Origin of the sequence: Streptacidiphilus neutrinimicus, assembly GCF_000787815.1 — a bacterium.
Classification (GTDB): domain Bacteria; phylum Actinomycetota; class Actinomycetes; order Streptomycetales; family Streptomycetaceae; genus Streptacidiphilus; species Streptacidiphilus neutrinimicus.
In genome coordinates this window covers 72,983-82,014 of the sequence record NZ_BBPO01000023.1, presented here as the reverse complement: position 1 = coordinate 82,014, position 9,032 = coordinate 72,983, and the positions used below count along the sequence as shown (strand labels likewise).

The window sequence follows — 9,032 nt, the reverse complement described above, 5'->3', positions numbered from 1 at the left end:
CGCCGGTGCGCGTGGTGGCGCGCGGACCGGCCGCGGGGGAGTGGCTGCGGCTGCTGCCCTCGACCCGAGTGGCCGCCGTCGTCCGTGCCCGGCCCGTCCCCTCCGACGGGCCGCCGGACGTCGCCGCCACGTTGCTGACGACGGATCAGCCACGGTTGCTCGCGCCGCCCGACGCCGTCCAGCGTGCGGCGGGCGCGCTGCGCTCGGGGCTGCGCCGCGCGGTCGCGCCGCTCCCTGAGGACGAACGGGCGCTGCTCCCCGGTCTCGTCGACGGGGACACCAGCGCGATGACGTCCGACCTGGAGGAGGCGTTCGTCGCGACCGACCTGACCCATCTGACGGCGGTCAGCGGCTCGAACCTCTCGATCATGATGGTGCTGCTGATCGGCCGCGCCTCCCGCGCCCGCACCCCGGAGCGCGGCGGCCTGGCCGCGCGCCTCGGGCTGCCGCTGCGCGGCTCGGCCCTCGCGGGCGCGCTGCTGACCGTCGCCTTCGTGGTCCTGTGCCGCCCCGAGCCGAGCGTGCTCCGGGCCGCGGCGACGGGCCTGGTGATGCTGCTCGGGCTGGCCACCGGCCGTCGCGCCAGCCCGCTGCCGGCCCTCGCGGGCGCGACCTTGGTGCTGATCCTCGCGGACCCGGCCCTCGCGCGCTCCTACGGGTTCGCCCTCTCCGCGCTGGCCACCGCCGGTCTGGTCACCGTGGGCCCGCGCTGGGCCGAGGCGCTGCGCGCCCACGGCTGGCCCGCCCGCCTCGCCGAGCCGGTGGCGGCCGCCGCCGCGGCGCAGGCCTGGTGCGGGCCGCTGCTGGTGCTGCGCTCGGGGCGGCTCTCCCTCGTCGCAGTTCCGTGCAACCTCCTCGCGGAGCTGTGCGTCGCGCCCGCGACGGTGCTCGGCTTCGCCGCGCTCGCCGTCGCACCGCTGTGGCTCACAGGCGCGCAGTGGATCGCGCGGGCGGCCGCCGTGCCGGTCTGGGCACTGATCCAGGTGGCCCGCTTCGGCGCGGCGCTGCCCGGCGCGGAGATCGGCTGGCCCGCCGGCTGGCTCGGAGCGGTCCTGCTCGTCACCGTCACCTGCGCGCTCGTGGCCGCCGCGGCCTGGCTGCGCCGCCCGCTGGTGGCCGTCTTCCTGACGCTGTGCCTGGTGCTCCTCCTGCTCCGGCCGCCCCCGCTCGCCCGGCTCGCGACCGGCTGGCCGCCGGCCGGCTGGCGTCTGGTCGCCTGCGACGTCGGCCAGGGCGACGCGCTGGTGCTGTCACCGGGCGGCGATCCGGCCACCGCGATCCTCGTCGACGCCGGTCCCGACCCGCACGCCGTCGACGGCTGCCTGCGGGCTCTCGGCGTCACCACCCTTCCGTTGGTGATCCTCACCCATGACCACGCCGACCACGTCGAGGGCCTGCCGGGCGTCCTGCACGGCCGCCGTGTCGGCGCGGTCGAGACGACGACGGTCGACGACCCGCCCGCCGAGTACGCCCGCGTGCGCCGCTGGGCCGCCGAGGCCGGCGTCCCGCTGATCCGGGCCGTGCTCGGCGAGCAGCGCACGCTCGGCGCCCTGTGCTGGGAGGTGCTGTGGCCGCCGGACCCCTCGGGGGACTACGTCCCGCCGGGCCCGAACAACGCCTCGGTCGCGCTCCTGGTCACCCTTCCGGGCCTGCGGTTCGCCCTGCTGGGCGATCTGGAGCCGGCCGCCCAGCAGCGGCTGCTCACCACCCTCGCCCGGCTTCCCGGCCCACTCGGCGTCGACGTGCTCAAGGTCGCGCACCACGGCTCGGCGAAGCAGGACCGGGCGCTGATCGAGGCCCTGCGGCCGCGCCTCGCCCTGATCTCCGTCGGCCGGGGCAACCGCTACGGCCACCCGGCGCCCTCGACGCTGCGGTTGCTGCGCTCGCTGGGCACCACGGTGCTGCGCACCGACCAGCAGGGCGACCTGGCGGTGGTCACCCGCGACGGAGTCCTCGCGGTCGCGGTACGCGGAGCGGAGCCGATAATGGCCAGGTGACCACGACGAGCGACCAGATCGACCACTACGTGCTGGTTCTGCCCGACCGCGAGGCGGCGGAGGAGCTGGCGTCCCGCCTCGTGCGCGCCCACCCGGGCCTGCCCGAACCCGAACTCCACCGCGAGACCCTCGCCGGTGAGGACGACGCGGAGGACGCCCAGTGGCTCGTCGTCCTCGACCCGCCGCTCCCCATCACCCTGTCCGTCGTCGACCTCCAGAACCTCGTCACGGAGTACGACGGCTGGCTGGAGGACTACTAGCCCGGGCCTGGTCCGGTCCTGGTCCTGGCCGGGGCTGCCTTGTCCTGTCCGGGGCCGGGGTCGGCGGCTGAGCCCGCACCGCCGACCCTTTCCACGCGAGGAGCCCCGCACTGAGCACGCCCGTAGCCGAGACCGTGTCGATCCTGCTCCTCGCGGTCGTGCTCGTCTGCGCCGTCGTGCGTCCCTTCGGCTGGCCGGAGGCCGTCGCCGCGGTGCCCGCCGCGGGGCTGCTCGTCGCGTTCGGCGCGGTGACGCCGCGCACGCGGTGGGGGAGGCGTCGCGCCTCGGGCCGGTCATCGGGTTCCTCGCGGCCGTGCTGGTGCTGGCGCAGCTCCGCGCCGACGAGGGCCTGTTCGAGGCGTGCGGCGCCTGGATGGCGCGTAGCGCGGCCGGGCGGCCGCGTCGCCTGCTGGTCCAGGTCTTCGCCGTCGCCTCGGTGACCACCGCCGTGCTCAGCCCAGCCTGACCAACCTGCTCGCCTTCACCGCCGCCGGTCTCAGCTTCACCCGCTTCACCGCGCTGACGGCGCTGCCCTGGGTGGTCGCCATCGCCCCGGTCCCGGCGCGGTCCTCGCCGTGCTGCTGGGCGTGAACATCGGCCCCAACCTCACGTACGCGGGCTCGCTGGCCACATTGCTGTGGCGGCGCATCGTGGGCGACCACGGCACCGAGGTGGAGCTGGGCGAGTTCAGCCGGCTCGGGCTGCTGACCGTGCCCCTCGCGCTGGTCGCGACGGTGCTGGCCCTGTGGGCCGGGCTGCGGACCGTCGGGACCTGAAGGCGGCTCGGCCGCAGCTGTCACCGGCGGCGGATAGGGTGGTTCGCGATGGCCAGGAAACCCTCCGAAGATCTGCTCTCCCCGCTGACCCTGATCGTCGGGCAGGAGGAGCTGCTGCTCGACCGCGCCGTGGCGCAGACCGTCGCCGCCGCCCGGGCGGACGACCCCGACACCGACGTACGCGATCTCCAGCCGGGAACGCTCCAGCCCGGCATGCTCAGCGAACTGACGAGCCCTTCGCTCTTCTCCGAGCGCAAGGTCATCGTCGTGCGCGCCGCGCAGGACGCCGGGGCGGACGTGGTCAAGGAGCTCAAGGCCTACATCGAGGATCCGGCCCCGGACGTGCTGCTCCTGCTGGTCCACGCCGGCGGCGCGAAGGGCAAGGCGCTGCTGGAGGCCGGCAAGAAGGCGGGCGCGCGCGAGGTCGCCTGCCCGAAGCTGACCAAGCCGACGGAGAAGCTCGCCTTCGTCCGCGCGGAGTTCCGCGGCGCCGGCCGCTCGGCCAGTGAGGACGCCTGCCGGGCCCTGCTGGACGCCGTGGGCGGGGACCTGCGCGAGCTGGCGAGCGCCGCGAGCCAGCTCGCCGCGGACACCGAGGGCACCATCGACGAGACGGTGGTGGCCCGCTACTACACCGGCCGCGCGGAGTCGACGGGCTTCCAGGTCGCCGATCTTGCCGTCGCGGGCCGCACCGCCGACGCGCTGGGCCAGCTGCGCTGGGCCCTGGCCGTGGGGGAGAAGCCCACCGGCATCGTCTTCGCGCTCGCCTCCGGCGTCCGCGCGATCGGCCGCGTCGCCACCGCGGACCGCGGCCTCCGCCCGGCCGACCTCGCCCGCGAGCTCGGCATGCCGCCGTGGAAGATCGACCGCGTCCGTCAGCAGATGCGCGGCTGGAGCGGCGACGGCGTCGCCGCGGCTCTCCGCGCCATCGCCGACGCGGACGCGGCGGTCAAGGGCGGCTCGGGGGATCCCGCGTACGCGCTGGAACAGTGCGTCGTCGCCGTCGCCCAGGCGGCGCGGGCGCGGTAGCGCACGTCCCCGGGCGAGGAGCGCGACGTCCGTTTCCTGCCAGCACGCCGGGTGTGTGCCGGGTCAGCATGGTGGCCATGACCAGGTACCCCGTGCTCCCCATCGATCCAGCCGCAGTCAAGGAACTGCGGGTCTCCGACGACGCAGGCAAGCCCTGCACCCCGTACGACGCGGCCGACGACGAAGCGGGCTCCCTGCTGCGCTGCTGCCTGAGCCCCGTCCGGCCCGGCGAGCGGATCGCGTTGGTCGCCTACGCCCCGCTACGTCGCTGGGCGACCGCGACGGGCGCCGACCCGGGCGCGTACGACGAGCAGGGGCCGATCTTCATCCACGCCGAGGACTGCGGCGAGATCACCCCGAGTGAGGGCTACCCCGTCGCCCACCCGGGCGCCCTGCGGACCGTGCGCCGCTACGACGCCCGGGGCCGGATCGCCGGAGGCCGGCTGCTGGAGATCCCCGCGGACGCCACGGCCGGGTTGGAGGCGGCCTTCGACGACGCGTTCGACGACCCGGACGTGGCGCTGGTGCACGTCAGGGCGCTGGAGTTCGGCTGCTTCCTCTTCGAGGTGCGCCGACCGGCGGCGGTGTAGTCGCGGCCACGTAGTCGTCGACGCGGTGCCGCCAACGCAGAAGGGCCCCGCTGTTCCTTCCGGAACAGCGGGGCCCTTCTGTCAGCTTCAGCTACTGCAGCCCACCCGCGTGGCGAACGCAGGCCGCGTGGGCTGCGGGGTTGTGTGGCTCGTCCGGGGCGATTGAGAGGGATCGCGGTCCGGCCGAGCGTCGATCAAGGGCTTCAGGCCTTGAGCGCGTCAACCTTGGTGGCCAGCGCGGACTTCTTGTTCGCGGCCTGGTTCTTGTGGATGACGCCCTTGCTGACGGCCTTGTCCAGCTCACGGGACGCGGCGCGGGCCAGCTCGTCGGCCTTCGCGAAGTCGCCGGCCTCCACAGCCTCACGGGTCTTGCGGATGGCGGTCTTCAGCGAGGACTTGACAGCCTTGTTGCGCTGACGAGCCTTCTCGTTCGTCTTGATGCGCTTGATCTGGGACTTGATGTTCGCCACGAATGAGCCTCAGTCTGAGTTGATTCTTCTGGGAGTGCGTCCGCGCGGGGCCAGGTTAGAGGGCATGGCACAGCACAGACACGGTGGTCCACGATACCAGACCTGTTCAGACCACCGACTCGCCGAAGTGTTCGACCAGCGGGAAAGGGTCGTAGAAGTGGTGCAGCAGCTCGCGCCACCGCTCGTACTCTGCTGACCTGCGGAAACCCTCGGTGTGGTCCGCCAGCGTCTCCCACTGCACCTGCAGCAGAAAGCGCGCGCCGCGGCCCTCGTCCACGCAGCGGCGCAGTTCCAGTGAGCGGAAACCCCGTTGGGCCGCGATCAGCGGCCGGGCCTCGGTGAACGCCGCGAGAAAGGCGTCCTCCCGGCCGGGGCGGACGTCGAGCAGGGCGGACTCCATGATCATGGCCCAGGATTCTGCACCAGCGCCGCGCCATGGGACGATAGGGGGAAGAGCTCTGTCCCGGCCGATCAGAAGAACTGGATCCTGCGTGTCCGCCATCCCTGTCAACGTTCCGCAGCCGAGCAACACCGATCCGGCGCTGATCCGCAACTTCTGCATCATCGCCCACATCGACCACGGCAAGTCCACGCTCGCGGACCGGATGCTGCAGATCACCGGTGTGGTCGACCCCCGGCAGATGCGCGCCCAGTACCTGGACCGGATGGACATCGAGCGCGAGCGCGGTATCACCATCAAGTCGCAGGCCGTGCGACTGCCCTGGGCGCCGCTCACCGGCGCGGGCACCGGTACCACGCACATCCTGAACATGATCGACACGCCGGGCCACGTCGACTTCACCTACGAGGTCTCCCGCTCGCTGGCCGCGTGCGAGGGCACCCTCCTCGTGGTCGACGCCGCCCAGGGCATCGAGGCGCAGACCCTCGCCAACCTCTACCTGGCGCTGGAGAACGACCTCACGATCATCCCGGTGCTGAACAAGATCGACCTCCCGGCCGCGCAGCCGGACAAGTACGCGGAGGAGATCGCCCGCATCATCGGCTGCGAGCCCACGGACGTGCTGCGCGCCAGCGCGAAGACCGGCCTCGGCGTGGAGGACATCCTCGACGCCGTCGTCGAGAAGGTCCCGGCCCCGGTCGGCGTCAAGGACGCGCCGGCCCGTGCGATGATCTTCGACTCGGTCTACGACGCCTACCGCGGCGTGGTCACCTACGTCCGTGTCGTCGACGGCCAGCTCAACAAGCGCGAGCGCATCGCGATGATGTCGACCGGCGCGACCCACGAGCTGCTGGAGATCGGCGTCATCTCACCGGAGCCCAAGCCGGCCGACGGCCTCGGCGTCGGCGAGGTGGGCTACCTGATCACCGGTGTGAAGGACGTCCGCCAGTCCCGCGTCGGTGACACCATCACCTCGATGCACAAGGGCGCCACCGAGGCGCTCGGCGGCTACAAGGACCCGAAGCCGATGGTCTTCTCGGGCCTGTACCCGCTGGACGGCTCGGACTACCCGTTGCTGCGCGATGCGCTCGACAAGCTGCGCCTGAACGACGCGGCGCTGGTCTACGAGCCGGAGACCTCGGTCGCGCTCGGCTTCGGCTACCGCTGCGGCTTCCTCGGCCTGCTGCACCTGGAGATCATCCGGGAGCGCCTGGAGCGCGAGTTCAACCTCGACCTGATCTCCACCGCCCCGAACGTGGTCTACCGGGTGGTCATGGAGGACGGCACCGAGCACACCGTCACCAACCCGAGTGAGTTCCCGAGCGGCAAGATCGCCGAGGTGCACGAGCCGATCGTGCGCGGCACGATCCTCGCGCCCAACGAGTTCGTCGGCGCGATCATGGAGTTGTGCCAGGCCCGCCGCGGCGTGCTCCAGGGCATGGACTACCTGTCCGAGGACCGCGTCGAGATCCGCTACAACCTGCCGCTCGCGGAGATCGTCTTCGACTTCTTCGACCAGCTGAAGTCCAAGACCCGCGGCTACGCCTCCCTCGACTACGAGCCCATCGGCGAGCAGAGCGCCAACCTGGTCCGCGTGGACATCCTGCTCCAGGGCGAGCAGGTGGACGCCTTCTCCGCGATCGTCCACCGCGACAAGGCCTACGGCTACGGCGTGATGATGGCCGGCAAGCTGCAGAAGCTGATCCCGCGCCAGCAGTTCGAGGTGCCGATCCAGGCCGCCATCGGCTCGCGCGTCATCGCCCGTGAGACCGTCCGCGCGATGCGCAAGGACGTGCTCGCCAAGTGCTACGGCGGTGACATCTCCCGTAAGCGGAAGCTGCTGGAGAAGCAGAAGGAAGGCAAGAAGCGCATGAAGATGGTCGGCCGCGTGGAGGTCCCGCAGGAGGCCTTCATCGCCGCGCTGTCGACCGACGACAACGCTGCCGCCGCGGAGAAGAAGAAGTAGCCCTTCCCGGGCCGGACGAGGCCCCCTCGGGCGTTCATTCACGACGCCTGAGGGGGCCTCACCCTTGGTCCGTGCTCTCACGCGACTGCGGTAGTGTCCCCGTGCCGAGGGGGCGGATCGACACCGACGGGGACGGGACATGACGCAACAGGACGGATTCACGGATCCCAGGACGTTCAGCTCGGTCGGCCTGGACCGCCTCGGCGCCAAGCCGCTGCGCGCCGCCGACCCGCGCCGGGTCGGGCCCTTCGCGGTCATCGCCGTGCTCGGCGGCGGCGGGATGGGCCGGATCTACCTGGGCCGCGATGCCGACGGTGCGTCAGGCCTGGCCGCGGTCAAGGTGATCCGCCCCGAGTACGCCGAGGACGAGGGCTTCCGGCGGCGCTTCGAGCGCGAGTCCGCGTCGCTCGCGCGGGTGCGCGGCGAGCAAGCCGCGGTGCTGCTCGGCAGCGGCTACGACGGCGACCTGCTGTGGATGGCCACCGAGTACATCCCCGGCCCGAGCCTGTCCGAGGCGGTCGCCTCGTCCGGCCCGCTCGGGGCCACCGGCGCCTGGCGTCTCGCGCTCGAACTCGCCCAGGCCATCGGCGCGATGGAGCGCGTCGGCGTGGTCCACCGGGACATCAAGCCGTCCAACGTCATCCTCGGCCCGGCCGGCTGCCGCGTCATCGACTTCGGCATCTCCCAGGCCGCCGACACCAGCGCCATCACCACCACGGGTCAGCAGGTCGGCACCCCCGCCTACATGTCGCCGGAGCAGGTCCGCGGCCAGACGGTCGCGACCTCGTCGGACCTCTTCGCCCTCGGCTCCGTCCTTGCCTTCGCCGTCACCGGCAACGGCCCGTTCGGCGACGGCACCACCGTGGACGTGCTGCACCGCGTCGCCTTCGAGGAGCCCAAGCCCGAGGTGCTGGAGCGGGTCGAGGACGTCGACCCGCAGCTGGCCGAGCTGGTCCGCGCCTGCCTGGACAAGGACCCGGCCGCCCGTCCGACCGCGCCGGACGTCGCCGAGCGGGCGTCGTCGCGGCAGGTGGCCGCGCCGTGGTCGCCGGAGCTGAGCGCCGCCATCATGTCCCGCGTCGAGGTGGCGATCGCGGTGCAGGCGCTGCCGCTCCCGGCGCCGGACGCGCCCGCCGCCCCCGTGGCCGACGACAGCACGATGCTGTTGGGCGGCCGGGGCCCCGGCGCGCCGTCGGCCGCCACGCCCACCCGGACCGCGATGCCGACCCCGCCGACCGCGCAGGCCGCGCTTCAGGCCCAGGCACACGGGGCGTTCGGGCCGGTGCGTCCGACGCCGCCGACGGTGCCCGCCGTTCCCGAGCCCGGCTTCACGCCGCACCCGCAGCAGCCCGTGGCACAGGTGCAGCCCGCCTACATCTCCGCAGCACCGAGCACGGCTCCGGCGCAGCCGGAGGAGCGGCGTCGCGGCAACCGCGCGGTGCTGACGGTGGTCGCGGCGGTCGTCGCCGTGGCCGCCATCGCGGGCACCGCGATCGCGCTGACCGGCGGCGGGAAGCCCGCCACCACCGACACCACCGCGCAGC

The 9,032-nt window shown here is 73.1% G+C and carries 8 protein-coding genes and 1 pseudogene; 7 read left to right on the top strand and 2 right to left on the bottom strand.

All coding sequences use genetic code 11. The features are described from left to right. The 5 genes and pseudogenes from TR48_RS17090 to TR48_RS17065 form a co-directional block, all read left to right on the top strand. Positions 1-1,997 (top strand): ComEC/Rec2 family competence protein (locus tag TR48_RS17090; RefSeq protein WP_042368030.1); only part of this gene is annotated, 1,997 nt, incomplete at its 5' end. Then, positions 1,994-2,257, top strand: coding sequence for a hypothetical protein (locus tag TR48_RS17085; protein WP_236652183.1), 264 nt, complete (start codon positions 1,994-1,996; stop codon positions 2,255-2,257). The genes TR48_RS17090 and TR48_RS17085, both read left to right, overlap by 4 nt. A 110-nt stretch (positions 2,258-2,367) precedes the next feature. Beyond that, positions 2,368-3,033: pseudogene (locus tag TR48_RS40545) on the top strand (ArsB/NhaD family transporter). A 48-nt stretch (positions 3,034-3,081) separates the two neighbouring features. Beyond that, positions 3,082-4,062 (top strand): DNA polymerase III subunit delta, encoded by a 981-nt coding sequence (gene holA / locus TR48_RS17070; protein WP_042367962.1) that lies wholly within the window; start codon positions 3,082-3,084, stop codon positions 4,060-4,062. 77 nt (positions 4,063-4,139) lie between these two features. Beyond that, positions 4,140-4,652, top strand: coding sequence for a DUF1203 domain-containing protein (locus TR48_RS17065; RefSeq protein WP_042368028.1), 513 nt, complete (start codon positions 4,140-4,142; stop codon positions 4,650-4,652). A gap of 203 nt (positions 4,653-4,855) precedes the next feature. Here TR48_RS17065 and rpsT read toward each other — a convergent pair whose 3' ends face one another. Together rpsT and TR48_RS17055 are read right to left on the bottom strand one after the other, a co-directional pair. Next, complete coding sequence (rpsT, locus tag TR48_RS17060) at positions 4,856-5,122, bottom strand: 30S ribosomal protein S20 (RefSeq protein ID WP_042367960.1); 267 nt, start codon at positions 5,120-5,122, stop codon at positions 4,856-4,858. A gap of 106 nt (positions 5,123-5,228) precedes the next feature. Then, positions 5,229-5,528 (bottom strand): antibiotic biosynthesis monooxygenase family protein, encoded by a 300-nt coding sequence (locus tag TR48_RS17055; RefSeq protein ID WP_042367958.1) that lies wholly within the window; start codon positions 5,526-5,528, stop codon positions 5,229-5,231. Positions 5,529-5,613: 85 nt separating this feature from the next. On the opposite strand from TR48_RS17055, the gene lepA reads away from it, so the two are divergent. Next, positions 5,614-7,488, top strand: coding sequence for a translation elongation factor 4 (gene lepA, locus TR48_RS17050; RefSeq protein ID WP_042367955.1), 1,875 nt, complete (start codon positions 5,614-5,616; stop codon positions 7,486-7,488). A 139-nt stretch (positions 7,489-7,627) separates the two neighbouring features. Then, positions 7,628-9,032: serine/threonine-protein kinase (locus tag TR48_RS43300; RefSeq protein ID WP_052442730.1), on the top strand; the 1,405-nt coding region annotated here is incomplete at its 3' end.